Origin of the sequence: Belliella kenyensis, assembly GCF_022549675.1 — a bacterium.
Classification (GTDB): domain Bacteria; phylum Bacteroidota; class Bacteroidia; order Cytophagales; family Cyclobacteriaceae; genus Belliella; species Belliella kenyensis.
Map to the genome: position 1 here is coordinate 1 of NZ_JAKZGR010000026.1, position 23,700 is coordinate 23,700.

At 37.5% G+C, this 23,700-nt stretch carries 25 protein-coding genes and 1 rRNA gene; 12 read left to right on the plus strand and 14 right to left on the minus strand.

The features are described 5' to 3' along the window. Positions 1–65: 65 nt before the first annotated feature. The 4 genes from rrf to MM214_RS18150 all read left to right on the plus strand — a co-directional run bounded on the left by rrf (position 66) and on the right by MM214_RS18150 (position 3,782). Positions 66–177: ribosomal RNA gene (gene rrf, locus MM214_RS18140) — 5S ribosomal RNA — on the plus strand. Between the two features lie 1,122 nt (positions 178–1,299). Then, on the plus strand, positions 1,300–2,628 hold the full coding sequence (locus MM214_RS18145; RefSeq protein ID WP_241297593.1) for a metal-dependent hydrolase family protein: 1,329 nt from the start codon (positions 1,300–1,302) through the stop codon (positions 2,626–2,628). A gap of 158 nt (positions 2,629–2,786) precedes the next feature. Then, positions 2,787–2,918 (plus strand): DUF2089 family protein, encoded by a 132-nt coding sequence (locus tag MM214_RS19165; RefSeq protein WP_353959794.1) that lies wholly within the window; start codon positions 2,787–2,789, stop codon positions 2,916–2,918. 141 nt (positions 2,919–3,059) lie between these two features. Further along, positions 3,060–3,782 carry a DUF3784 domain-containing protein gene (locus MM214_RS18150; protein ID WP_241297594.1) on the plus strand — a complete coding sequence of 241 codons (723 nt, stop codon included), beginning with the start codon at positions 3,060–3,062 and terminating at the stop codon, positions 3,780–3,782. Positions 3,783–3,792: 10 nt separating this feature from the next. Here the strand turns inward: MM214_RS18150 and MM214_RS18155 are convergent, their stop codons facing one another. Beyond that, positions 3,793–5,058, minus strand: a complete 1,266-nt coding sequence (locus tag MM214_RS18155) for a replication-associated recombination protein A (RefSeq protein ID WP_241297595.1) — start codon at positions 5,056–5,058, stop codon at positions 3,793–3,795. Between the two features lie 312 nt (positions 5,059–5,370). Here MM214_RS18155 and MM214_RS18160 point away from each other — a divergent pair, with 312 nt between their 5' ends. From MM214_RS18160 to MM214_RS18170, 3 genes are all read left to right on the plus strand, one after another. After that, the gene (locus MM214_RS18160) at positions 5,371–6,159 is read left to right on the plus strand and encodes a DUF481 domain-containing protein (protein ID WP_241297596.1); all 789 of its coding nucleotides are present in this window, start codon (positions 5,371–5,373) and stop codon (positions 6,157–6,159) included. Positions 6,160–6,406: 247 nt separating this feature from the next. Further along, on the plus strand, positions 6,407–7,552 hold the full coding sequence (locus MM214_RS18165; RefSeq protein ID WP_241297597.1) for a DNA polymerase III subunit gamma/tau: 1,146 nt from the start codon (positions 6,407–6,409) through the stop codon (positions 7,550–7,552). Between the two features lie 164 nt (positions 7,553–7,716). Next, on the plus strand, positions 7,717–8,130 hold the full coding sequence (locus tag MM214_RS18170) for a DNA polymerase III subunit gamma/tau (RefSeq protein WP_241297598.1): 414 nt from the start codon (positions 7,717–7,719) through the stop codon (positions 8,128–8,130). Between the two features lie 16 nt (positions 8,131–8,146). Here the strand turns inward: MM214_RS18170 and MM214_RS18175 are convergent, their stop codons facing one another. Genes MM214_RS18175 through MM214_RS18190 form a run of 4 tightly spaced genes read right to left on the minus strand, consistent with a single transcriptional unit; the run spans position 8,147 to position 12,622 of the window. Beyond that, positions 8,147–9,136, minus strand: a complete 990-nt coding sequence (locus MM214_RS18175) for a DUF3078 domain-containing protein (RefSeq protein ID WP_241297599.1) — start codon at positions 9,134–9,136, stop codon at positions 8,147–8,149. A gap of 29 nt (positions 9,137–9,165) precedes the next feature. Continuing rightward, positions 9,166–10,749 (minus strand): LysM peptidoglycan-binding domain-containing protein, encoded by a 1,584-nt coding sequence (locus MM214_RS18180; protein ID WP_241297600.1) that lies wholly within the window; start codon positions 10,747–10,749, stop codon positions 9,166–9,168. Further along, positions 10,746–11,390: an O-methyltransferase gene (locus MM214_RS18185; protein ID WP_241297601.1), complete on the minus strand. Its 645-nt coding sequence runs from the start codon at positions 11,388–11,390 to the stop codon at positions 10,746–10,748. Before MM214_RS18185 ends, MM214_RS18180 begins: the two co-directional genes overlap by 4 nt. A gap of 2 nt (positions 11,391–11,392) precedes the next feature. After that, on the minus strand, positions 11,393–12,622 hold the full coding sequence (locus tag MM214_RS18190) for a M16 family metallopeptidase (protein WP_241297602.1): 1,230 nt from the start codon (positions 12,620–12,622) through the stop codon (positions 11,393–11,395). A 286-nt stretch (positions 12,623–12,908) separates the two neighbouring features. Between MM214_RS18190 and MM214_RS18195 the strand changes: the two genes are divergently transcribed. The 4 genes from MM214_RS18195 to MM214_RS18210 all read left to right on the plus strand — a co-directional run bounded on the left by MM214_RS18195 (position 12,909) and on the right by MM214_RS18210 (position 15,803). Then, a complete protein-coding gene (locus tag MM214_RS18195) occupies positions 12,909–14,198 on the plus strand; it encodes an aminopeptidase P family protein (protein WP_241297603.1) in 1,290 nt (429 codons plus the stop codon). Between the two features lie 362 nt (positions 14,199–14,560). Further along, positions 14,561–14,959, plus strand: a complete 399-nt coding sequence (locus MM214_RS18200) for a hypothetical protein (protein WP_241297604.1) — start codon at positions 14,561–14,563, stop codon at positions 14,957–14,959. 250 nt (positions 14,960–15,209) lie between these two features. Beyond that, on the plus strand, positions 15,210–15,440 hold the full coding sequence (locus MM214_RS18205) for a type II toxin-antitoxin system HigB family toxin (protein WP_241297616.1): 231 nt from the start codon (positions 15,210–15,212) through the stop codon (positions 15,438–15,440). 3 nt (positions 15,441–15,443) lie between these two features. Further along, positions 15,444–15,803 carry a helix-turn-helix domain-containing protein gene (locus tag MM214_RS18210; RefSeq protein ID WP_241297605.1) on the plus strand — a complete coding sequence of 120 codons (360 nt, stop codon included), beginning with the start codon at positions 15,444–15,446 and terminating at the stop codon, positions 15,801–15,803. 176 nt (positions 15,804–15,979) lie between these two features. On the opposite strand, the gene tsf is transcribed toward MM214_RS18210, so the two are convergent. From tsf to MM214_RS18245, 7 genes are all read right to left on the minus strand, one after another. Then, positions 15,980–16,810, minus strand: coding sequence for a translation elongation factor Ts (gene tsf, locus MM214_RS18215; protein ID WP_241297606.1), 831 nt, complete (start codon positions 16,808–16,810; stop codon positions 15,980–15,982). Positions 16,811–17,015: 205 nt separating this feature from the next. Beyond that, positions 17,016–17,777, minus strand: a complete 762-nt coding sequence (rpsB, locus tag MM214_RS18220; RefSeq protein ID WP_241297607.1) for a 30S ribosomal protein S2 — start codon at positions 17,775–17,777, stop codon at positions 17,016–17,018. A gap of 45 nt (positions 17,778–17,822) precedes the next feature. Beyond that, positions 17,823–18,209 carry a 30S ribosomal protein S9 gene (gene rpsI / locus MM214_RS18225; protein ID WP_241297608.1) on the minus strand — a complete coding sequence of 129 codons (387 nt, stop codon included), beginning with the start codon at positions 18,207–18,209 and terminating at the stop codon, positions 17,823–17,825. Between the two features lie 12 nt (positions 18,210–18,221). Beyond that, on the minus strand, positions 18,222–18,665 hold the full coding sequence (gene rplM, locus MM214_RS18230) for a 50S ribosomal protein L13 (RefSeq protein WP_241297609.1): 444 nt from the start codon (positions 18,663–18,665) through the stop codon (positions 18,222–18,224). 205 nt (positions 18,666–18,870) lie between these two features. Further along, the gene (locus MM214_RS18235) at positions 18,871–19,581 is read right to left on the minus strand and encodes an RluA family pseudouridine synthase (protein WP_241297610.1); all 711 of its coding nucleotides are present in this window, start codon (positions 19,579–19,581) and stop codon (positions 18,871–18,873) included. Between the two features lie 258 nt (positions 19,582–19,839). After that, positions 19,840–20,628: a hypothetical protein gene (locus MM214_RS18240; protein WP_241297611.1), complete on the minus strand. Its 789-nt coding sequence runs from the start codon at positions 20,626–20,628 to the stop codon at positions 19,840–19,842. Between the two features lie 3 nt (positions 20,629–20,631). Further along, positions 20,632–21,666 carry a T9SS type A sorting domain-containing protein gene (locus tag MM214_RS18245; RefSeq protein WP_241297612.1) on the minus strand — a complete coding sequence of 345 codons (1,035 nt, stop codon included), beginning with the start codon at positions 21,664–21,666 and terminating at the stop codon, positions 20,632–20,634. Between MM214_RS18245 and MM214_RS18250 the strand changes: the two genes are divergently transcribed. Next, positions 21,665–21,811, plus strand: a complete 147-nt coding sequence (locus MM214_RS18250) for a hypothetical protein (protein ID WP_241297613.1) — start codon at positions 21,665–21,667, stop codon at positions 21,809–21,811. The two genes, MM214_RS18245 and MM214_RS18250, sit on opposite strands and share 2 nt — an antisense overlap. 273 nt (positions 21,812–22,084) lie before the next feature. Here MM214_RS18250 and MM214_RS18255 read toward each other — a convergent pair whose 3' ends face one another. Beyond that, positions 22,085–22,309, minus strand: coding sequence for a hypothetical protein (locus MM214_RS18255; protein ID WP_241297614.1), 225 nt, complete (start codon positions 22,307–22,309; stop codon positions 22,085–22,087). Continuing rightward, positions 22,293–22,811, minus strand: coding sequence for a hypothetical protein (locus MM214_RS18260; RefSeq protein ID WP_241297615.1), 519 nt, complete (start codon positions 22,809–22,811; stop codon positions 22,293–22,295). The genes MM214_RS18255 and MM214_RS18260 overlap by 17 nt, the downstream gene beginning before the upstream one ends. Positions 22,812–23,700: the final 889 nt, after the last annotated feature.

Here is a 23,700-nt window from a genome sequence, read left to right on the forward strand (position 1 = left end):
TTCCCCGAGAGGGGACTGTAATCGGGATACATGGTACATTGTACTTTGTACCTGGTACAGCAAGATTAGGCGGCCTAGCGCAGGGGTCCCACCTCTTCCCATCCCGAACAGAGAAGTTAAGCCCTGCTGCGCCGATGGTACTGGGGTTACACCCGGGAGAGTAGGTCGCCGCCACATTATTAAGAAGCCTTTCAGGAAACTGAGAGGCTTTTGGCGTTTATGGGGAAGAAGCGGGAGATTAGTGATGAAAAGCGAGGGACGAGAAGCGAGAGACGAGTGTATTAAGTACAATGTACAAAGTACCAAGTATGTATAATCTACGATCTCTCGTAGAGACAAGAAACAAGAGACAAGAGACAAGAAACAAGAGACAAGAGACAAGAGACAAGAGACAAGAAACAAGAAGATAAGAATCAATTGTATTAAGTACAATGTGCAAAGTACAAAGTACCAAGTATGTATAATCTACGATCTCTCGTAGAGACAAGAAACAAGAGACAAGAGACAAGAGACAAGATAGGGTGTGATAGGGGGTAGTGTTTTGGGAGGGTTATTTTAATTGTATAGGGCTCAGAGAGGTATTTGCATAGGATTAATTTTAGTGTTAAGGGTGGAATTTAGAAGTATGGATGAAGTTAGGGTGAGTAATGAAGTTATTGCGATAAACTAGCTACTTCACATGAAAGAACCTCCTTGCGGCTCTGCGTGCTAAATGTTTACTATGAAGAGCTCAGAGATGTATTTGCAAAGGATGAAATTTGGTGTTAAAGATGAGATTTAGAAGTATGGATGAAGTTAGGGTGAGTAATGAATTTAGTGTTATAAACTCGCTACTTCACAGAAAGAAACTCTTTGCGGCTCTGCGTGCTAAATTTTAACTAGGAAGGGCTAAAATCATTAGAAATAGGTATTGGCTCAAGTTTTAAATTTTCAATAGAATCAGTATTGATATGAATGAGATAGATGGAACAGGAAATATTCTTTTCTTAAAATAGTTGTATAATGCAATCTAAAATAGTTCGATTTTTTTAAATCGTTAATAATGTGAGATTTTGATGAAAATTTTAAATAAATTAGCATGATATAGAATTAAATATAGTGTAATAGATATTTGAATTTCAAAGTGCTATAACATAGGTGTGATTCAAGTTTATAATGTTTTAAACATCTCAAAAAATGGATATAATTTGTTTCAATAACAATTTCTTGAATCGTATTACTTATAATAGAGTCTCATTTTTTAGCTTTCTTAAGCTCTCATTTAGTATGATTTTTAGTGGTGCTTTTCAAAACTCAAAAATGTTACTGACTGCTTTTTTAACAATTATTTTTGTTTTGATTTCCCGAGTCTCTTTTTCTCAAAATGAATTGGATGGCAAAATCGTAATCAATAATGTCAAAGTATATAATCCAAAAAATGGAATGTCTCCTATATTGCAGTCGGTAACTATAGAAAATGGGATAATTGAAAGTATCAAACCATTAGAAATTGGTAATGAGAATGTTGAATCTGTTGATGGAAAGGGTTGTGTACTCATCCCTGGTCTTATAGATGTACATGTGCACATGTCTTTTGGTGCTTTAAGTATGCGCGAAATGATGTCACCTATGTTGTCCGAAGGTCTGATTATGCGGAAGGTGGGAGGAAATGCAGAGAAGATGTTATTACGTGGGTTTACTTCTGTCAGAGATGCTGGTGGCCCTATTTTCCCTCTTAAAAAAGCAATAGATGAGGGTAAATTAACTGGTCCTAGAATATGGCCCTCTGGGGCAACCATATCTCAAACCGCTGGGCATGGAGATTTTAGAACTCCTGATGAGAGCTCTAGGAAATTTTTTGGCGAGCCTTCAAGGGCAGAAAGGTTCAATGCTACATTTATAGCAGATGGTAGGCCTGAAGTTTTGACAGCTGTTAGGGAAAACCTAAGATTTGGAGCTAGTCAAATAAAACTGATGGCAGGTGGTGGAACTTCTTCAGCATATGATCCTGTAGATGTGACACAATATACTTTTGATGAGATGCTTGCTGCAGTAGAAGCGGCGGAAGATTGGGGGACATATGTGATGGTGCATGCATATACCCCGAGGGCTGTTCAGCGAGCTATCAAAGCTGGTGTCAAATGTGTCGAGCATGGGCAGATGCTAGATCAAAAAACACTTCGAATGATGAAGAAAAACAATGTCTGGCTAAGTACTCAGAATCTAGTCGAAAGTACTCCTGATATGGATCCAATGAGAGTGGAAAAGCGTAAGCCTGTGATCGAAGGCCAAGAACAGTTATGGCCATTGGCAAAAAAGATGAAGCTTAAGATCGCTTGGGGGACCGATTTTCTTTTTGAACCTGAACTGAATGAGCAACAGAATGCTTACATTCTGAGATTGCAAAAGTGGTTCACAAATGCAGAAATTCTCAAAATGATCACTCAAGATAATGCAGAATTGCTTCAACTATCAGGACTAAGGAGTCCTTATCCTGGGAAGTTGGGCATCATTGAGGAAGGAGCCTTGGCAGACTTGATTCTTGTAGATGGTAATCCCCTTGAAGATCTTACGCTAATCGCTAAGCCTGAAGAAAAATTTCTTTTGATCATGAAAGAAGGGAGGATATACAAAAATATTCTGAACTGATTTAGTCTGTTATTGCTTTATACATACTTTTATTTTTTGATGTTTTAGCAACTGAAAAGTGATACCTCTTTTTCATGTGTTTGATTGGGAACCCATTATATTGAAAAAAATCTACTAATTAAAGAGGTTGAAAAACTCAAGGTTTCTCACTTGATTTTATATTAGAGTTTGTTCAAAGCAGTGGAAGCCTGAAGTTGATGGCTTCAAAAATGAACTTGAGCTATCCAACAGTTCGAAATTTTTTAGATGACTTGCTTGATAAAATTCAAAATCTGAAAAGTGATGCTTAGGTATCTATTTGCTCCGTTTTACTGTATAGCTGGAACCAAATCTTTAATTCTTGGTTTTTTAGTACTGTTGGTAACTACTATCATTGGCTATTTCAGCAGCGATTGGTAGCAAGCTAATTTCTTAACTTAAACAAAACAAATATGATGGCATTAATCACAGGGATTATTTTAATTAGTTTAGGTTTACTCGTAAAAACTTTTCCCAACCTCATAACGGGGTACAATACGATGACGCAAAAGGAAAAAGAAAAAGTTGATATTGGTCGCTTCTCAAGTTTTATGAGAAATGCATTTATTATCATGGGTTTGACTGTAGCGTTGGGTCATAATTTGCTTCTATGGTTTGGCTTAGATAGCGTTGCTTCATATTTTGTTCAAGCGGTAATAATTGGTGGCGTTTTAGTTATTTCATTTGTTTTTAAGAGATATGATCACAATAATTATGGGTTTATGAAGGATAGGCTGAAGCGATTTCTGGCAATAGCTGTGCTTTTGGTTGTGTCAGGGTCAATTGCTTATGCTTTTATTCCTACAAAAATAAAGGTAGCTGGTGAAATGTTGGAAATTACTGGAGCATATAGTGTTATTCTAAATCAGGACGATTTGGAGTCTGTACAATTGGTGAATACTCGACCAAAGATCAAAGGCCGCACAAACGGCATAAGTTTAGGTCCTCTCAGAAAGGGTTTTTTTAATGTACACGATAATGGTAGGACTCGATTATACATACACTCAAACAAGGGGCCTTTTTTGTATTTGAATGTTACAGAAAAAGAAGATGTGATTATCAATTATAAAGATCAAAAGGAAACTGAAAGGGTATACCTTTTATTGAAGAACTTAATCAATCAGCGTGAAAGCTAGAAGTCGGTATTTAATATCCATATTTTCCTTTCCATTTTGAATTTAAGTATTTTCTAAGTTCATTTTCCCTTGGGTTATTACTCGGTTCGTAAAGTTTTAAGTTCTTGATTTCTTCGGGCATAAATTCCTGATTTACAAAGTTTCCTTCAAAATCGTGTGCATACTTATAATCCTTGCCATAATTGAGGTCTTTCATAAGTTTTGTAGGTGCATTCCGAAGGTGTAGAGGTACAGAGAGATCTCCTTTTTCTTTTACGATTGCTTGTGCTTTATTTATGGCCATGTAGGCAGCGTTACTTTTGGGTGAACTTGCGAGGTAGGTGACACATTGAGAAAGTATGATCCTAGATTCCGGATATCCTATTATTTTCACAGCTTCAAAACAATTGGTTGCCAAAAGCAGCGCATTTGGATTTGCATTACCAATATCCTCTGAGGCAAGGATGACTAATCTCCTAGCTATAAACTTTACATCTTCCCCACCTTCAATCATCCTTGCCAGCCAATACACGGCTGCATTGGGGTCAGAGCCCCTAATCGATTTGATAAAAGCTGAAATGATATCGTAATGAAGCTCCCCACTTTTATCATACAGCGCTACTTTTTGCTGTGCTATTTTGATTACTTTTTCATTGGTGACTACGATCGGTTCTTCATGTAACCCACTTAGAATGATTTCGAAGAGATTAAGGAGCTTTCTGCCGTCGCCACCAGAGAGTCGAAGTAGTGCCTCTGTTTCCTGAAGCACTATGTTTTTTTTCTTTAACAATATGTCCTTTTCCATGGCCTGCTTGATCATGGATTCAAGGTCTTCTTTATCTAACGAATTTAAGGTGAAAACTTGACACCTAGAAAGCAATGCTGCATTGACTTCAAAGGATGGATTTTCAGTCGTAGCACCGATAAGCCTGATCGTTCCTTTTTCGACTGCACCCAAAAGAGCATCTTGTTGGGATTTATTGAACCTGTGAATCTCATCTATGAATAGCACAGCTCCCATTTGGTAACGCGCCTTTTCAATTACTTCCCTGATGTCTTTTACACCTGAACTAATTGCACTGAGGGTGTAAAATGGGACTTTTATTTCATTGGCGATGATATTAGCTATGGTGGTTTTTCCAACTCCAGGAGGGCCCCAAAGAATCAAAGAAGGAACTTGACCACTTTTGATCGCTCTATATAGAAAAGTATGATGTCCTGTGAGGTGACTTTGTCCGATTAGTTCTTCGAGACTTTTCGGGCGCATCCTTTCAGCAAGTGGTGTATTGTCTATCATTGTTAAAATCGGATGTTATGTGTTATGCAATATTAAGAACTTAAAGGATGATTTTTGAGATGATTGAGTTTTTTCGCTTATTAAACGTGCTTTGAAAGTTATTTGAAATTATCCACAAATCAGTTCCGCTTTTTATTAGGATTTTATAAATTGACAATAAGGGGCTTGATTTTTTTAAAAGATGAGCTGTAAAGTACACTTCAAGTTTGGAGTAATTACCAATCTGATATTTTGTAGATAAAAAGAGGCTCTAAACTTGCAAACTCTCTTAGAAATCAAAAACTTTGTCTTTCATCAAAAAAATATAACGTTTTGAGAAAAATCATATTTCTATTACTCGTTTTTTTTCCATTTGTATCAGAATCTCAAATTTTAAATATCGAAAAGTCTAGGCTAGAAAAAGATACCACCAAGGTATTTATGCTCAAGACTGTAGCAGGGATGAATATATATAATAGAAGTGCCGCCGCAGATGATCCTGTCAATCTTTTTGGGTACAATTTAGATATCAATGCATTGTATTATCCAGGTAAGCATGGATATATGTTTATTTCAAAATTTGATTATTTGAGGATCAATGATTCAGATTTTTTAAATTTCGGGATGGTACACGGTAGGGTGAACTTCTTGAGGGAAAACACGATAAATTTTGAGACCTTCATTCAATATTCTTTTGATAATTTTCGTGGACTGGATCCACGATGGATAGTAGGAGGGTCAGTAAGGCATAGTCTTATTAGCACAGATAAAATTTCTTTACTATATGGACTAGGGGGGATGTATGAATATGAAAAGTGGGCAGATCCCTATCAAGATAGATTTGTAGAAGTTGGGTTTATCAAAAGTTCAAACTATCTAAGTTTTCGAGCTACAATAAATGATTTCGTAGATTTCAACACGGTGAATTATTATCAAGTAGGTTACGATAACAATATCTCAGCATTTCGACATCGTATCAGTAATTCTACGATCTTAAATACAAAATTGAATGAAAGGTTTTCTATCTCCAACAGCTTTGAGATTTCCTATGAGGATAGACCTATAGTGCCAATTACGAAAGTGATATATTCTTTTAGAACAGGTCTCTCTTTTAATTTTTAAAGATAAAATACACAAACATCTTCAATGGAAAGTTGATTTTGTCATTCGAGATGGGACAAGTATCTTAGCATAAGATGTAAGGTGATTTACCGTGTGATTACTTCCGATCATCAAGTCAGTTTGATTTATGGAAATTAGTCGAAATGAATTGAAAGCTGTTCTTCAAAAAACAGATAGATAAGAAAAAAGATGATGCTTTTTAAAATCGACTGAAGACTAATATCCGAATATTTTATAACTTGCGGTGATGGAAAATTTTGTAGTATCAGCCAGGAAATATAGACCTTCCAATTTTAAAAGTGTAGTTGGCCAAAGCCATATAACGACTACACTCAAAAATGCTATCAAGAATAACCACTTGGCACAAGCATTCCTTTTTTGTGGTCCTAGGGGTGTAGGTAAAACTACCTGCGCAAGGATTTTGGCTAAAACAATCAATTGTCAAAGTCTAACTGCGGATTTTGAAGCTTGTAACGAATGTGATTCATGTAAGGCTTTTAATAATAATGCTTCATTCAACGTACATGAGCTTGATGCAGCGTCAAACAATTCTGTCGATGATATCAGAAACCTCGTAGAACAAGTGCGCTATGCCCCTCAGCAAGGACAATATAAAGTATATATCATAGATGAGGTTCATATGCTTTCCAATCAAGCATTCAATGCTTTTTTGAAGACATTGGAAGAACCACCCAAATATGCGATATTCATACTAGCCACGACAGAAAAACACAAGATTATCCCCACAATATTATCAAGATGTCAGATATTTGATTTCAATAGAATTCAAATTAAGGATATCGCTGAGCACTTGAAATATATTGCAAGTGAGGAGAAAATAGAGTCTGAGGAGGAGGCACTTAGACTGATTGCTACTAAAGCAGACGGCGCACTGCGTGATGCATTATCAATTTTTGATCTTATTGTAACGTATTCTGCTGGGAACAAACTCACTTACCAAGAGACTATTTCTAATCTTCATATTTTAGATTATGATTATTATTTCAAGGTGGTTGATGCGCTATTAGAAGAGAGTATCTCAAATGTGCTTTTGATTTTTGACGAAATCCTTAAAAAGGGTTTTGACGGGCACAATTTTATTGTGGGACTGAATGAGCATTTTAGGGATTTGATGGTGTGTAAAGATTCTGGTACCATCAGCTTATTGGAGGTTTCAGAAAATGCCAAGGAAAGATATCTTAAGCAATCTCAAGAAGCTTCACTTTCTTTTTTATTGACTGCAATGAATATTTGTAATCAGTGTGATATTCATTATAAAGCATCAAAGAACCAAAGACTACATGTGGAGTTAGCCTTGATGAAGTTGGCTAAAGTAAATCAGGCTGTTTCATTAGCAGCTTTGGCTCATGAGGATTCAAAAAAAAAAGTTTAACATCTCAAACTGAAAACTCTAATTCAGCAGCTCCAAGTCTATTTGCAGATGCAAATCCTTACGGTCCCAAAAAGTCTCCGGTACAAAAAACCATTGCAATCCCCAAATCGGTAGAGGAAACTTCAAAGGTCGTTTCCAATAGAAAGTTAGAAAAGCAAGTTCAGGTGACTGCTCAAGAGGTGCCTAAGGTAGAGATTAAAGAGCAACTGGAGGAAATTGATGAACATAAAGTAAAGCTGGTCCTTGAAGATCTGGTCGAAGAGTTTAGAACCAAAGGTAGAAATCTGGAAGCTACATTACTTAAGCAACCGTTCAGGCTCGAAAATGAATCATTAGTACTTCTCTTGAATGGAGAAATCCAGGAAGAGATTTTTAGTAAAACGAGGGGTGATTTGCAACAAATTTTGAGAAGCAAGTTGAGGAATGATCATTTGACAATACAATATGAAATCAAAGAAGAAGCTATTCCCGAGGGAAAAAGACTTTACACTTCTACTGATAAATTAAATTATCTTCTCGAAAAGCATGGAGCTTTGAGGGAATTGCAACGCAAATTTAACCTAGAGACAGATTTTTAAAAATCTATTCCAATTTTTAAAAATCTATTCCAATCCCAAAATTGATAAGGTTTTGAAGTTGAATCGCTGGGCCTATAGTATCATCTGATCTAGTGATCATCACCCGTTCATCATAGATTAGAACAGTTTCTATACGGGTAGTAATGTACCTATTTACTTTCATAGATATGATAGAGTTAAGGTTTACTACCATGTTTCCTAGCCGTTCATAGCTCGAGAATAAGTTTAGATCTGCTCTCCATCTGATGTTCTCTAAGATTTGAATATCTGTCGCCGAACTCAAGGAAACCCCCGCTTCTGCCCGTATAGTCTCGCCAGGGATCACCCCAAATGCACCCGCACGACTCAATGAGTCATCCATCACTATAGTAAATCGACCAGTAAAAGGGGATGCTATGACCGATACTTTATCTTTGTTGTTGTATTCTTTTTTAAAGTTGAGACCTGTAGAGGATTGAATGTATGCAGGCGCTAAGAGGTCAGAAATTCGTTGCCTTGCATCTCGGTCAGATCCAGATGGTCTGAAGTATCTGTATCCACCCAGAAGCTGAGTCCTAGCATCTATTTGTGTAGATAAATACCATTTGGGTGTAAGTTCACGACCGTATTTACTGATGAATATGAAGTTATCATTGGTTTTTCTTGTAGCAAATTCTCTATCTCCTTGTCTATTGAAGCCAAAATTGACAGTGAGGTTATTATCCCATATTTTTTCGTCTTTTTTGAAATTAGCAAAAAGGTTCAACCCGGTATTCAATGCCATATTGCTAGCGCCACCAGCTGCCCAATTTGTCAGACTTACTTGTTGAATGCTTAGGTTGAAGTTGCCTCCCTTTTTCCAATATACAGGTTTTTCTGGTCGTATTATGATTACAGAATCTCCCAACATGATGATAGTCTCCCCATTGATGACTAAAGTGTCAGCAAGTTGAATGTCATCCTGAGCTTGGCTCAGATGAATCATACATAAGGTAAAAGCAAAAAAGAATAGTAACCTCTTGATCATGACTCAAAGATAACTCTAGGTTAATAAAATTACGGTTTGTTGATAGTTAATTTTTGTCCTACGCGGATGTTGTCATTGCTTAGTCTATTCCAACGTTTGATATCGTCCACTTTTACACCATATCTTTGGCTGATTCTAAATAAGTTTTCGCCAGGAGCCACAGTATGAGACAAAGTCTGCCCAATGTTGGTATTTGCTGGAGTATTAGGTTGATTTGTACTTGCTGGAGGTTGTGTTTGGGTAGTAGGTGGATTAGTTGTTGTAGGGATTTTTTGAGCTTGTTGATTTCGAGGGAGAATAGGGATTTCTTCACCTCTCTTTCTGTGATCTTGTAGATTGAGTACCATACCAGGTATCAATCTATTGTCTTCTCTGATTCTGTTTTTAGCTTTGAGCGAGGTTAGTTTAATTCCATATTTCTGCGAAATTGACCAAAGTGTTTCACCAGCTTGCACTACATGTGTTTCTACTTCTGCCGTGTTATTTTTTGCTTTTGTATAGTAATAACCTCCAGCCTCAATGTCATCTTTTCTACCAAGATCATTGACTCTTCTTAATTTTCCTTTTCTTATTCCTGCATCCTCAGCCAACTCTTCCTGACTGGTTTTTTGACTAGCTTGTATAGCAGGGATATTGTTTACCTTGATTTGGTCAGCTTGAGTGGATTTCTGTGTATTGCCAGTTACTTTAGGATAAGCGTCAGCTGGATTTTGAATCTGTTGAGTGCTTTGAGCGGTATTTGATGGATTACTTTGAGCACTTGTATTTGAAAGTGTTCGCACTGGGACATTTCCAGGTCTAAGCCATACCACCGAATAAGGCCTATCATCTGGAATGTTTCCATTACTTGTCCATTTGTTATACTCTTTTAGATGAGCTTCGGAAACCCCCAAATTCGTAGCAATGGCTTTTAGTGTGGTTGGCCCTTGGACTTGTATTTCTTCTAAATAGCCAGTGTTTGACACAAGCTTTCCGATTTGATTTTCAAATGCGACTTTATGTGCCAAAAACTTTTTGAAATACCAATGAGTGTTTCTGTCTAGTTCTATTATTTTTTTGCCGTTGTATTGCGTTCCAAAATAAGATTTTGCGCCACCAAGTCCCATTTGATATGCGATCAGCCCACACATCCAATTGTTGAATTGGCTGTTGTTTTTTGCCAAATACCTAGCAGCACCTTGTGTGGATGAAACAATGTTTTTACGCTCATCGATATGGTTATCTACTCTAAGAAATACTTCTTCAGCAGTTCCTTTTTTAAATTGCCAAAATCCAACAGCATTTGAAGTCGATACGGCATCAGGGATAAGGCTACTTTCCTGGATGGCAAGGTATTTTAGGTCTGTAGGTACTCCAGCGGCTAGTAGCTCCTTTTCTACTATAGGCATATAAAGATTTACCCTTTCAAGTTTAACCCTGAAATAGTTTGGGTTTTTGTGTAGAGCATCCACATCTAGTTGAATTTCACGCCTAACTTGTTCATTTAACTTTAGTGTCAAATCCGCAAACCTCATTTCCCTAGGAACCTGCGGGATTTGTCCCCAAGAATTACCTGTTACAAAGAAAAATATTGATAAAATAAAGGTGATTTTCAGTTTATTATACTTTTTCATAGTTTTCGGGCAAGCATGATACCATCTCTGATGGGGAGCAAAACATTCTCAACTCTAGGGTCATCATTGACCATTTTATTGTATGCTAAAATTACTTTGGTGTCTTTGTCAATTTTTTTACCTTCTTCTGTCAATACCTTTCCAGACCAAAGCACATTATCTGCAAGAATAATTCCTCCTGGGTTCATTTTATCAACGACAAGATTATAGTAATTGATGTAATTTGCTTTGTCTGCGTCAATAAAGACCATGTCAAAATGCTCGGGAATTGTTGGGATGATGTCTACTGCATTTCCTAATCTGTAATCAATCTTGTCTTCTAATCCTGACTTTTTGAAAAAATCCCTTACCATAGGGGCTATTTCATCATTGATGTCCAATGTGATAAGTTTCCCATGTTCATCTAGTCCTCTCGCCATACATATTCCTGAATATCCAGTGTATGTTCCGATTTCTAAAATTACTTTTGGCTTTTGCATTTTGACAAGTAATTCAAGTGTTTTCCCTTGCAAATGTCCAGAAAGCATTCTTGGCATCATGACTTTCGCATGTGTCTCTCGGGTAAGTTGAAGCAATAGCTCATCCTCTTGTGTGGTGTGATTTTCACAATATGCTAAAAGCTCTGGGGCTATAAATTCCATGATTATTTTGGTAAATAGGTGAGATGGCTCAATTGATTGGGATCAAATATTTCATTAGCAATATCTAATAAATCTTCTGCTGTGGTGGCTCTAATCGTTTCGAAAATACTATCTAAAGAATCAACCTTCCCTTTGTCTAATAAATTCTTACCAAATACCAGCATAAGTGCAGCATAGTTTTCTTCAGCCATAGCCATTTGACCTATGGCTTGCTCTTTGGCCATGTGAAGTTGCATTGTGCCAAGTTTGGTCGATCTTAGTTTGTTAATTTCTCTCATGACCAGTTTTTTGGCTCTGTTTACCGTGTTTTCTTCCGTCCCAAAGAAAATACCTACAAATCCAGTATCTGAATAGGCTTGGTAAATTGACTCGACTGAATATACATAGCCATGTTTTTCTCTCAAGGATAGGTTGAGGCGAGAGTTCATACTTGGCCCACCTAGGATATTGTTGAGGAGGTATAGTTTGAATCTTTTTGGATCGTACAGACTATATGCTTGCTTTCCGATGGCACAGTGAGCTTGGGTAATGTCTTTTAGGATGACTTTGTCCTTAGGGGAGTAACTAGTGTAGCCACTTCGCATATATAGACTTCTTTTTGACGGTATAGAGGAAAGTATACCTTCTACTTGTAGGAGTACTTTTTTGAAACTGATGTTACCCACAACAGAGAATACCAATTGCGTGGTGTCTAATCTACTCGATATAAACTCAAAAAAATCTTTTTGGGTAAATTGCCCAACCGTCTCTTCATTTCCCAATATATTCCTACCTAAGGCATGCCCTTCAAATACAAGTTCATCAAACTCATCCTGAATACAATCCTCAGGGGAATCCCTGTACATTGACATTTCCTCTAAAATGACCTGTCGTTCTTTTTCTATTTGTTTTTCTGGAAAAGTACTGTTAAGTGTGATATCGATAAGTAGTTCAGCTGATTTATTGAAGTGCTCTTTCAACACGCTTGCGTAGAAACATACTTTTTCTTTGGTAGTATAGGCATTGAGTTCCCCTCCAAGAGATTCTAGCCTATTGATGATATGAAATGCTTTGCGTTTTTTGGTTCCTTTGAACGCCATGTGTTCCCAAAAATGAACCAGTCCTTCTTGCTCCTTTGATTCATCTCTACTTCCAATATTGAGGATAAAACCAGCATGCACCAGCCTTGTATGTGGTACTTCTTGATGAATGATGCGGATTCCGTTTGGGAGTTCTTTAAGGTTATAAAGCATTATTTTTGTTTGACCAACTAAAGTACAAAATTAATATAGTTTTTGAGTTGTTTGACCTTCAAAAAGGTTAAATGGTTGATTTTTATAAAAAACTGATCATTCAAGTTTATTTTTGATTTGATTCCACAAAATTTCAAAAAAATCCCTTTGAAAGAGGATGGAGAAGATAGTAAAGGTATATTTGTATAAATTGAAACATTGAGATTTTCAAAGAAAAGTCTCGAAGTAGGCGTTGAAATAACGTGTGGATTAATCAAGGAAATATAAATTGTAAAAATCAACTATAATGAAATACAGACCGCTTTCTAAGGAATTTTACATTAATAACCGTTCAAAACTAGCGGAAAAGCTTCCGTCAAATTCGATTGCGATTTTCAATTCCAACGACATCATGCCGACCAATGCAGACGGTACGATGAGGTTTAGGCAAAACAATGATATTTTTTATTTATCTGGGATAGATCAAGAAGAGTCTATATTAATTTTATGTCCAGATTTTCCTAATCCCGACATGAGAGAGATATTGTTCTTGAGGGAAACCAATGAGCATATCGCAATCTGGGAAGGTCACAAATATACCAAAGAAGAAGCCTTTGAGACTTCTGGTATTGCTAATATTCAATGGTTGTCGAATTTTGACCAAGTCCTCAACACCCTAATGGCACTAAGTGAAGCTGTTTTTCTCAATACCAATGAGCACCTTAGAGCAGACGTACAAGTACAAAGCAGAGATGCCCGGTTTATCAATCAGTGCATGTCACGCTATCCTCTTCATACCTACAAGAGAGTAGCACCTATCATGCATCAGCTGCGAGCGATCAAAGCTCAAGAGGAAATCGATCAAATGCAGGTAGCTTGTGATATCACTGAGAAGGGATTCAGGAGGATTCTGTCTTTTGTAAAACCTGGTGTTACTGAGTATGAAATAGAGGCAGAGTATATCCATGAATTTGTCCGCAATCGAAGTAAGGGCTTTGCATATGAACCAATCATTGCCTCTGGTGCTAATGCTTGTGTACTTCATTATATTGAGAACAAAGCGGTATGTAAAGATGGTGATTTGATTTTGTTTGATGTCGGAGCAGAGTATGGAAATTATAATGCAGACATGTCCAGAACAATCCCGGTAAATGGGAAATTTTCAAAAAGGCAGCGCTCAGTCTACGATGCAGTACTTCGGGTGCAGCGATCAGCGATGGAAATGCTTCGTCCTGGAGTAAATATCCAAGACTATCACAAAGAGGTAGGTTTGATCATGCAATCAGAGCTTGTGAATTTAGGCTTAATAGACCAGACAGATATCAAGAATCAAGACCCTAAGTGGCCAGCATATAAGAAATACTTTATGCATGGAACTTCCCACCACTTAGGACTGGATGTTCATGATGTGGGTACCATGTATGAGCCTATCAGTAAGGGAATGGTGTTCACTGTGGAGCCTGGTATTTACATCCAAGAGGAAGGGATCGGTGTGAGGTTAGAAAATAACATTGTAATACTAGAAGACGGCTACTTTGACTTGATGCGTAATATTCCAATTGATGCGGAGGAGATTGAGGAGTTGATGAGAGGGTGAGTTTTGAGGAGAGAAGCGAGAGACTAGAAGCGAGAGGCTAGATTTGCAAGCAGGGACGAGAGGCAAGAGATTAGAAACAAGAGTCAAGAAACAAGAAACAAGAAACAAGAAACAAGAAACAAGACAGCGACAAATGCTTGTGGAGATGTATCATAAGGTTCTGTTTACTTTAGTGCCTGAAATCATAAGATATGGATAAATTAAAATATGTTTTCTTGATCAGTTTTGTAATGTCTAGTTCATTAGCTTATAGTCAAAACAAAGTGCATGATTGGCAGGTAGGTGTTAAAGGATTACGATAGGATGGGAATTTTCCTAGATCTACGACTGGGCTTGGCTTAGGAGCTTTTGTAAATCATCAAATGACCATATTCAATGATCCCATGTGGTGTTTGATAAACGAATTCGGGTATGAAAGAATACTTTCTGAGCCAGAGGAAAATAGGCCTTTGTTTTGGTTTCAAAGAGATGCAATCAGATATAGCACAAGTATTGGTAGATCGATAAATTATGGAAGTAGTAATTTTACTTTAGCCTTGGGACTTTCTTTTATGTATGGGAATCGATTGGTTGGAGCGATAAACGTGAATGGAGAATGCAGGAATTTTAACTACCAAAATGAGTTAGCATTTGGTCCAACAGTTTCGGTGACTTACAGAAATAGCGACATCAGTGAAAGACTGGGGCTGAGATTTGAATACGAAAAATATGGAAGAAATAATAGCGTTACGAGCCTATCAATATTGTACACCATAAATTGAGATTCTCGAAGGTGATATTACATACCCCAATTTGAAGTTCTTTGTAAACGATCATGTTCAAGTTATACCAGCTGCATCTTATGGTTTTGCAATTGAGAATTTTAGAACTATTTGGCTTAATTTGGGTATTGGGTATTCCTTCTGGTTGGATGAAATTTTAGAGTAACTTCCCTAGGGCTTAAAAATTAAGAAGTCTGTATTAATCTTCAAGTATTTAACACAAAAAAAGCATGCTGATGCTGAATTGCCATTGCGATTCTGGTATGCTACAACGAGTAAGAAAGAATGGAGCTCTCTAAATGATATTAAAAATGATTTCAATTCAGTTGATTATGTCGGAAATCATCGTTTTGTTTTCAATATTAAAGGGAACTCGTACCGGTTGATTGCCATAATTTCATTCAGTGCCAAAAAGGTTTACATTCGATTCATAGGCATCCACGCTGAATATGATAAAATACAGGATATCCAAAATATTTGAGATATGATTAAGTCTGAAAAAGAGTATAATGCTATTATAGTAAGGATTGAAGAATTGCTTTCTAATCCTGATAATATAGAAAACACAGATTCCAAAAATTATATAGAATTGAACTTACTCTCTGATATGGTGGCTGACTACGAAGAGAAGTACTTTCCCATACAGACACCTACATTATCAGAGGCAATTAGACTTCGCATGCAGGAACGGGGATTAACCCAAAAATCCCTGTCAGAATATCTTGGTGTAAGTACCTCTAGAATCAGTGTGTATTTGAATGGGAAAAGTGAGCCTACGCTTAAAATCGCCAGAGAAATCAGCAGAAAATTAGATATCGAAGCTTCTATTGTATTGGGAGTATAAGTTTTTTAGTTTCACGCAGACGCTAAGCAAAGCTTGTTAGATTCTTTTTAATGTAAAACTTTGATCACTTTGAATACAAAGCGGGGAAAAGGTAAAATGAAAAAAAGCTGACCCTTTTCAAAGTCAGCTTTTTTTACTTAGTCTCAAGTCTTGAGTCTTGTATCTTACATCTAAAATTATCCAATAGATACTCTTTTGAAAGCAGCTACAGTCATACCTTTGCTTACTTTGTCAAGATACTGAGCGATAGACAATGAACCATCTTTCACAAATGCTTGGCTAAGCAAAGTGTTTTCTTTGTAGAATTTGTTCAATTTACCCAAAGCAATTTTCTCAAGCATTTCTTCAGGCTTACCTTCTTGTCTTGCTTGGTCTTTACCTACTTCGATTTCTCTTTCGATTACAGTAGCGTCAACGCCATCTTTGTCTACAGCTACAGGGTTCATAGCTGCGATTTGCATAGCTACGTCTTTTCCAGCTTCTTCTACATCAGCACCGCTTGTGTTAGTCAAAGCTACCAACACGCCAAGCTTTCCGTTAGAGTGGATATAAGGTACTACAGCTTCGCCTTTTACTACTTCGAAATTTGAGATTTCGATTTTCTCCCCGATTTTACCAGTCAATTCGATGATTTTCTCACCTACAGTGTTTCCTTCAAATGGAAGTGCTTGGATATCAGCTACAGAAGTAGCGTTGTTAGAAGTAGCCAAATCTAATGCAGTATTAGCAAAAGCTACAAACTCTTCGTTTTTAGCAACGAAGTCAGTCTCACAAGTCAAAGATAATAAGTAACCAGTAGTACCATCAGCACTTACTTGAGTTACGATAGTACCCTCTTTTGTTTCTCTGTCAGCCCTAGAAGCAGATACTTTTTGACCTTTTTTTCTAAGGATGTCAATAGCTTTTTCGAAATCTCCCTCTGCTTCGGTAAGGGCTTTTTTACAGTCCATCATACCAGCTCCGGTCATTTGTCTCAATTTGTTTACTTCTTGTGCAGTAATAGCCATTGTATTAGTTAATTTATGAGATTAAACTTTTGTTCTGTTTCAATTAGACTTCAATAATCTTGATAGTAAAGATTTCCGAAGTTTAAGGATGTGTGTTGCTCAACCTGAATTGTTATAAGCTCAAAGGTCAGGCAAAAACAAAAAATTGAACATAGGTGTGTACCGTATGTTCAATCTTTTGCAATTTATATTTCAAAGTAGTGGATTACTCTTGCGTATCAGCGTCCACAGCTCTTTTTGCTTCCTCTTCTTCAGAGAGTTTAGCATCTTCTTTGTCTTTCTTTCTTTCAGATAGACCTTCTTCAATAGCTGCACCAAATGCTTTTACAAGCAAAGAGATTGATTTGAAAGCATCGTCATTGGAAGGGATAGGGAAATCTACCTCATTTGGGTTAGAGTTCGTATCTACCAATGCGAAAACAGGGATACCAAGCTTTTGTGCTTCAGCGATAGCGATGTGCTCTCTCTTGATGTCAACTACAAACAAAGCAGCTGGAAGTCTAGTAAGGTCAGCAATACCTCCCAATACAGATTCCAATTTTTCTCTTTGTCTAGTGATCATTAGACGTTCTTTCTTCGCTAAGTTCTTGTATGCGTCTTCTTTCATCATTTTGTCGATGGAAGACATTTTTTTCAAGGACTTTCTGATTGTAGCGAAGTTAGTCAACATACCACCCAACCATCTTTCGGTTACGTAAGGCATGTTAAGTCTTCTAGCTTCATCGGCTACCAAGTCTTTCGCCTGCTTTTTAGTAGCGACGAACATGACTTTTTTACCTGAGCGTACGATTTGCTTGATTGCATTGGATGCTTCTTCTAGGCAAACAAGCGTTTTGTTAAGGTCGATGATATGGATACCGTTCTTCTCCATGAAGATATACGGTGCCATTCTCGGATCCCACTTTCTAGTCAAGTGTCCGAAGTGAACACCAGCATCCAGTAAGTCTTTATATTCTATTTGTGCCATTAAAATATGATGTTGTTTCGATATAAAATGTAAAGAATCTCCCGATTAACGTTTAGAGAACTGGAATCTTCTTCTTGCTTTTCTACGTCCTGGCTTCTTACGCTCTACCATTCTAGAGTCACGTGTTAAGAACCCTTCTTTTTTCAATGCTTCTCTGTGGTCAGCATTGATTTCACAAAGTGCTCTGGCAATAGCCATTCTTGCAGCTTCTGCTTGACCTTTGATTCCACCACCATCTACGTTGATTTTGATGTCATAAGCACCATCTTCTCCTACTAGAGCAAGAGGTTGCTTTACTACGATCTGGTGCAGATCAAATGGGAAGTAAACTTCGATGGATCTATTGTTGATCGTGATCTCACCTTTGCCTGGTTGCATATAGATTCTAGCAACAGACGTCTTTCTTCTACCTAATGTGTTGATAATTTCCATAGACTGCTTTGATTAGAATTTGTGTTCTTTTGGTTGCTGTGCAGCATGTGGGTGCTCAGGGCCATTGTACACAAATAAATTTCTGTACAATTTTCTTCCAAGTCTATTTTTTGGAAGCATACCTCTTACTGCTTTTTCTACCAAGATTGAAGCTGACTTGTCTTTCAATAATCTTGGTGTAGAAATACGCTGACCTCCTGGGTATCCAGTGTGACGAACATATACTTTTTCGTTCCACTTTTTACCAGTCAATCTAACCTTATCTGCATTGATGACAATCACGTTGTCTCCGCAGTCTACATGAGGGGTATAAGATGGCTTGTGCTTACCTCTCAAGATTTTCGCTACCTCACTAGAGAATCTACCTAATACTGCAGCCTGGGCATCCACTACGATCCAGTTCTTTTCTACAGTTGCGGCATTCGCTGATACGGTCTTATAGCTTAATGTATCCACTGTGTAAATGTTTAATTATTAGCTTGTTAAATATATTTCACCCTCAAAAAGGGACACAAAGATAGAAGTAATTTCTTTTCTATGCAAAAGAAAAATCATTATTCCCCACATTTTCATTACTTTATGTCTATTTTTCTTCTTTTGAGCTGTCGAAGATTGATATGAACAGATAGTGATCTTCAATGGGTAATTTTTCTCAATTACTTTAAGCCGTTTTCTCCAATTGCTTGATCAATACCTGCATGTCTTTAGGATATGGAGCTTCTACATAGATAGGCTCTCCCTGAATACTAGTAAATTTCAATGCAAAGGCATGGAGTGAAACACGCTGCATGATTGGTAATTCTTCCGTGTCTTTTTTGAGGTTGAATCGCCTCTTAAGTTCTGAAAGATATAAGGGCTTGCCTCCATAAGTCTCGTCTCCGCAGATTGGTGACTTCAAATAGGCTAAATGAACCCTAATCTGATGAAGTCTTCCAGTGATAGGCTTGCACTCTATCAAAGAATGCTTGAAATAAGTCTTGACCGTATTAAATACAGTCTGGGCTGGCTTGCCGTCTTTGCTGACTTTAGCGATTCCTTTATTGTTTGCAAGTAGGTTACGATCCAATAGTAAATCTTTGTACTCATGAATGCCTTCTACTACTGCATGATAGATTTTATCAACTTTTCTGTCTTCAAACTGAATGGCGATATGACGGTAGGCCTCTGGATGCTTTGCTATTGCTAGGCAACCTGATGTCTCCTTGTCCAATCGATGACACACCTGGGCATCAGGGATGTATCCTTTGGCCAAGTCCAGAATGTTCTGGGCCTCATGCCGGTCACTCAATGTCGATAAATATGGAAGCTTATTGATCACGAGGTAATCCTCATTTTCAAACAGAATAAGATCTTTAAAATCAATTTTCTTCATGCAGCTTCTTTTCCCAATAAGGGCGCAAAATTAGGGAATTAGATCTAATTGCCGAAATTATTTGCAAGGAAAATTTCAGAATCGGTTTTGATTCTTCGAAAACCTATATGCAATCCTTATCTCCACTGGATGGCTCTCATATTGACCTGATCTGGAGCCAATATTCCACTTGATCTTTTATCATGGTGTAGTCAAGTTTGAAAGAATTTGCGAAATAAATGTCTTGTTCTACCATTCTCGGAAAAATCTGTTTTTAAACTAAAGTTTATATGCTAATCTAAATCCTGTCATAATTGCACGCATATTAACTTGATCAGGGACTATGAAAGTTGTTGAGCCACCAGGTACAACTCTTTTGTACATGGTATAGTCAAAATCTGCAAATCTATAAGATAAGTTCAACCCTAATTCAAACTTATTTGATAATGATATATTTGTTATTACCCCGCTTTCAAAATATAGACCACTTGATCTTGGCTGATCTCCTTCGTGAATAAAACTTATTTTCCATTCAGTTTCTTCCTCTAAATGATAATATGGAAAGTCTAATTGAGATAGTCCGATTTTTTGGTAAGGGCGTATAGATGTTTTTTTTATAGAAAGGTCATAGCTTAAATTATAGGTCAAATAGTTAATGTTGAAGTCTTGTTGATGAATTATTTTTGAAGATATTTGAGAAAATGGCGATTCAGAAAATACAATATTTGCCTTTTCTAGGTTGACAGTGTTTGATGACTTTCCGAAACCAATTCCATGTACCCAATTTCTTTTGGTCAGATAATTTATCTCAATATTTAAATCACCTCCTCGTTTGGCATGTGCATGGTTTTTTTTTGAAAAAAAACGAATATCGTATTGATCATCCCCTTGTATTTCAAAAACAGTTTGCTCAAAGCCTGTGGTTGATGTAGAAGCAAACTTCCCAACAGGAATGAGTACTCCAGCACCTACTGAAATCTCAAATCTGCCTACATGGGTTTTGTTGTTTTGCGCCAATGCGTTGTTTGATAAAGAAACTAACAATATGATAAAGATCAATCTGGCCATGGTCTACTTCTTTAAGATGATTCTCTGCTCGTTGATTACTTTGCCTTCATGATAAATTTTTAGCCAATATTCACCATTTGGAAGGTGACTGATATCAAAGGTTGATTCTCCCTCCATTCTTATATAAGTCTTAAGAGAAGGAGCTTCGAGGCTAATTATTTCTGCGTCAAAAGCAAGTTTTGGATTGATATCAATGTTTACTAAGCCACTTGTTGGGTTTGGGAATATTTTGAATGATCCGAAGTTGTAAAAGGTTATGTTTCTGGTCGTAATGGTTTGTCCATTTGCTGTTTTTGCATCTACTTTGAAGCTGATGTTTCCGCTACTGGGCATTTGTATCAACACATTATTGTTGTTCCATATCCAATAAGGAGCACTTCCAGAAGTATGTGTCCATTGTATACTCGAGGCAGATGGGCATAGGATATCTGTGATGATTTGACCAGCTGAAACAGCGTTTACGGTGTTAAGTGGGGCATTGGTTTGGGTACTACTTGTGTATGTACCATCTAAGCAAGCCGGAGCTATGACAATAGGAAAGTATTGTATTTTAGACTGTCCGGAAGTGCCTGTGATTGTCAATCTAAGGATGTCGGTTCCCGATTGAGTCGGAGAAATATTAACCAAGTGAGTGCCATTCCCGGAGACTATACTGAATCTGTTGTTGACAGAAGTCCAACTGTAGGTTACCCCAGATGCTGCTTGGACAGAATAGGTGTAATTGCTTCCAATATTTATGTTTTCATTCCCGGAGATTCCACCTACGTACGTCCAATATTCCATGGTGTTTGCCACAACCTGGCCTTTTAAATGATATACAGAACCCATTAAATCATGTGCTACTAAAGGACCGTCATTACCATACTTTGACATATATTTTGTTGGGCCAAATGGTGAATCGGTTTTTACGGCGGAATGTTCCCCTAAACTATTTGCTCCTGAGATTTGAAAGTTTACAATTTTCGCATCATTGACTGAAGCTACTTTTACATATCGATTGTCGTTTTTCCAAGATGCTGGAGCTGTTTCGTTAATCATGTTATTTGGACATGTGTATGGAGTATTGACGGTCGTTGTCCAAGAAGGCTTTGTACAACAAGATTGGTTGGTGAAACAAGTGTTTTCCATCATCGCTTTAGTAAAGGCCATGGCAATTATAGGTCGCTTGGGAGTGGCAATCTGAGAGTCTTTTGGATCCATACTGCACCCCGATCATCCAATAATCATCTCCTTGGTTGGGGTAGCAATTGTTGGATTGGGTGAATCCTTGAAAAGAAAACAGAAAAAACAAAATATAAGTAATGTATATATATATCATAAAAAAGAAATTAAAATATTTTGATACATATATAGCTACTTAATTTCGAAAAATCAAATTTTACGTAAAAAACTAAGATTGAGAGAATCTGTGAAATAAATGTTTTGTTCTTCTATTCTGGAAAAATCTGTTTTTAAGCTAGAGTTTGTATGCCAACCTAAATCCTGTCATAATTGCACGCATATTAATTTGATAGGGGACTATGAAAGATGTTGAACCACCAGGCGCCATTCTTTTGTACATGGTATAGTCAAAATCGGCAAATCTATAGGATAAGTTTCCCGCCAAGCCGAGTACATACCCTCTGGTGCCATGTACTTGATCAAACAGTCCTGGATGTGGCGGTTCAATTAGAGCAACCACAATCCATTAGCCTGTGCATTTGTGTCAAGGTCTCTTCATAAAGGTTCCCCAACATCTCATCCCTTTTGTCCTCATCGTCTTTGTGTTGGATTTTTATGTTGTTTTCTTTTTCGATCGCTTGCTCCAGGATACGCTCTTTGCGACGGTTACAATTGATGAGGCAGTTGCTTTCATTGATCTTGATACGCGTGTAGTCATCATTTCCTTGTTTCCGCAGTTCCTCGATGTTGAGTTTTATTTGGCGTGTAGCTTGCTGACTCTGGAGGAGCGTGTGTTGCAGTATACTGTATAGTTCGTTCAATTGCTGCATGCCTTCTCCAAGATGCCTGAGGTCGTTGGTATCCCCCATTTTTCTCGAGGTATTTCCCATGATTCCGACCATACCACTCATTTGTTCAAGCTCTTTCATCGCCAGCGCTCTCATTTGTGGCCCTTCGATTTGGGCGATTTGCGCTTTGGCCTCATTCATGCGTTCTTGCATCTGGTTGTCTTGGGTGGTCATTCCTCCCATCATCATATTGCCCATCGGGGTGTAACCCTTGTGGCTGAATAGAGGTGATAGAAGGTTTTAGTCTGAAGTAGCCTTCCTGTGACGGGTCTGTACTCCATCAACAAGAAGTTAACAAGTTTTTGAGGTGTTGACATAAGTTTGAGCCGGTTTACCGTCTTCACTGACTTATGGCTTTTGGATAAGATATTGTCCGTACCTTAGGGACTTCGTAGTGGAAGTTTTTTGTTGGTCAGTAGGTTGAAACCTACTGTTAGTACATCGTCCGTGCCTCTGACACTGGTATATGAGAGAATGCTTACAATATGGAGAGTCGCCAAAGCTTCATAGGAGAGGCCTATCTATTAACCATGGAATTCATTCCACAGGATTGAAGCAACCAAGCTCTGCCCTGATAGTACCCTAAGTATGATCGATATTTATGCCATTTTTACTTGATAATTGTAAATTGAGGGTTGTCAGTGGCTGTATCAAAGTCATAGACGAGCTCATCTTTGAAGTGTATTTTGTCAATTCTAAAGCCACTATTCGTTTCATAATAATGAAATTGGGTACGAATAGTATCTTTTTCGATTTCATTCCATTGGATGATAGTTATTTTTTCAACCCCTAAACCGAGTAAATATTCTCCGGAAATTTCATCTTTATAGGCTGTGAAATTTCGAGGTGAACCAAGTAAGGGGTCGTGAAATTCAACTGTTTTGCCATTGCGGATGTAGAAAACTTTGATTTTTTCTGGATCGTAAGATCCAGACTCTTAAGTTTGGCTAATTTCTATTATAGAATAGGCTTGATAGAGTATGAACTGGGTAATTTTTAGCACTTCGTTGTTTTTGCTCCATGTTCACGAAGTCGGAGAAATTGATTTTGACTGAATCAGACC

Excerpts from the sequence above, each read along its gene's own strand:
- MM214_RS18145 (WP_241297593.1), top strand. The coding sequence starts at position 1,300 with ATGTTACTGACTGCTTTTTTAACAATTATTTTTGTTTTGATTTCCCGA.
- MM214_RS18150 (WP_241297594.1), top strand. The coding sequence starts at position 3,060 with ATGATGGCATTAATCACAGGGATTATTTTAATTAGTTTAGGTTTACTC.
- MM214_RS18155 (WP_241297595.1), bottom strand. The coding sequence starts at position 5,058 with ATGATAGACAATACACCACTTGCTGAAAGGATGCGCCCGAAAAGTCTC.
- MM214_RS18165 (WP_241297597.1), top strand. The coding sequence starts at position 6,407 with ATGGAAAATTTTGTAGTATCAGCCAGGAAATATAGACCTTCCAATTTT.
- MM214_RS18175 (WP_241297599.1), bottom strand. The coding sequence starts at position 9,136 with ATGATCAAGAGGTTACTATTCTTTTTTGCTTTTACCTTATGTATGATT.
- MM214_RS18180 (WP_241297600.1), bottom strand. The coding sequence starts at position 10,749 with ATGAAAAAGTATAATAAACTGAAAATCACCTTTATTTTATCAATATTT.
- MM214_RS18185 (WP_241297601.1), bottom strand. The coding sequence starts at position 11,390 with ATGGAATTTATAGCCCCAGAGCTTTTAGCATATTGTGAAAATCACACC.
- MM214_RS18190 (WP_241297602.1), bottom strand. The coding sequence starts at position 12,622 with ATGCTTTATAACCTTAAAGAACTCCCAAACGGAATCCGCATCATTCAT.
- MM214_RS18195 (WP_241297603.1), top strand. The coding sequence starts at position 12,909 with ATGAAATACAGACCGCTTTCTAAGGAATTTTACATTAATAACCGTTCA.
- MM214_RS18200 (WP_241297604.1), top strand. The coding sequence starts at position 14,561 with ATGACCATATTCAATGATCCCATGTGGTGTTTGATAAACGAATTCGGG.
- MM214_RS18210 (WP_241297605.1), top strand. The coding sequence starts at position 15,444 with ATGATTAAGTCTGAAAAAGAGTATAATGCTATTATAGTAAGGATTGAA.
- tsf (WP_241297606.1), bottom strand. The coding sequence starts at position 16,810 with ATGGCTATTACTGCACAAGAAGTAAACAAATTGAGACAAATGACCGGA.
- rpsB (WP_241297607.1), bottom strand. The coding sequence starts at position 17,777 with ATGGCACAAATAGAATATAAAGACTTACTGGATGCTGGTGTTCACTTC.
- rpsI (WP_241297608.1), bottom strand. The coding sequence starts at position 18,209 with ATGGAAATTATCAACACATTAGGTAGAAGAAAGACGTCTGTTGCTAGA.
- MM214_RS18235 (WP_241297610.1), bottom strand. The coding sequence starts at position 19,581 with ATGAAGAAAATTGATTTTAAAGATCTTATTCTGTTTGAAAATGAGGAT.
- MM214_RS18240 (WP_241297611.1), bottom strand. The coding sequence starts at position 20,628 with ATGGCCAGATTGATCTTTATCATATTGTTAGTTTCTTTATCAAACAAC.
- MM214_RS18250 (WP_241297613.1), top strand. The coding sequence starts at position 21,665 with ATGTTATTTGGACATGTGTATGGAGTATTGACGGTCGTTGTCCAAGAA.
- MM214_RS18245 (WP_241297612.1), bottom strand. The coding sequence starts at position 21,666 with ATGATTAACGAAACAGCTCCAGCATCTTGGAAAAACGACAATCGATAT.
- MM214_RS18260 (WP_241297615.1), bottom strand. The coding sequence starts at position 22,811 with ATGACCACCCAAGACAACCAGATGCAAGAACGCATGAATGAGGCCAAA.